This window comes from Pseudomonas sp. 05N432 (genome assembly GCF_056396945.1).
This window is the reverse complement of sequence record NZ_JBFTMM010000100.1, coordinates 1-400: the sequence shown is the minus strand read 5'-3', so window position 1 is coordinate 400 and position 400 is coordinate 1. Positions and strand designations below refer to the sequence as shown.

Genomic DNA, 400 nt, shown 5'->3' with positions numbered 1-400 from the left:
GGATCGTAGCGGTGACCGGTGATCACGCCGTTGCCCGCGGTTTCGGATTCGACCTGGCCGGAGGGGTTGTAGTGGATCGCGCTCACCAGAACCTTCTTGAGCTGTCCGTCACCGGCCAGGGTCAGCCGGGTGTTTTTCAGCTGGCCGGCCACGGTGTAGGCGAAGGCTTGACGGTTACCCAGTGCGTCGGTCTGACTCAGCGGTTCGGCGGTGGGCGCGTAGCTATTCCAGGTAGTCGCACCGTCGCCGGTTTCGAGCAAGGCATCCCGCTCGGTCACACTGTTCGGCCAGTCGGGTGGGTCAAGGCTTCGCAAAAAATCTCGCCGCTGTTGCAGCGGCGCGCCGCCGAGGCTCAGGTCCAGCAGGTGCAAGGTGCCGGCCGGGTCGTCATGGCGAATCA

General features: G+C 64.8%; 1 pseudogene. It reads right to left on the bottom strand.

What is annotated here, in order from left to right:
• Positions 1–400, bottom strand: a pseudogene (locus tag AC1DHT_RS29440) (RHS repeat protein); the annotation flags it as partial.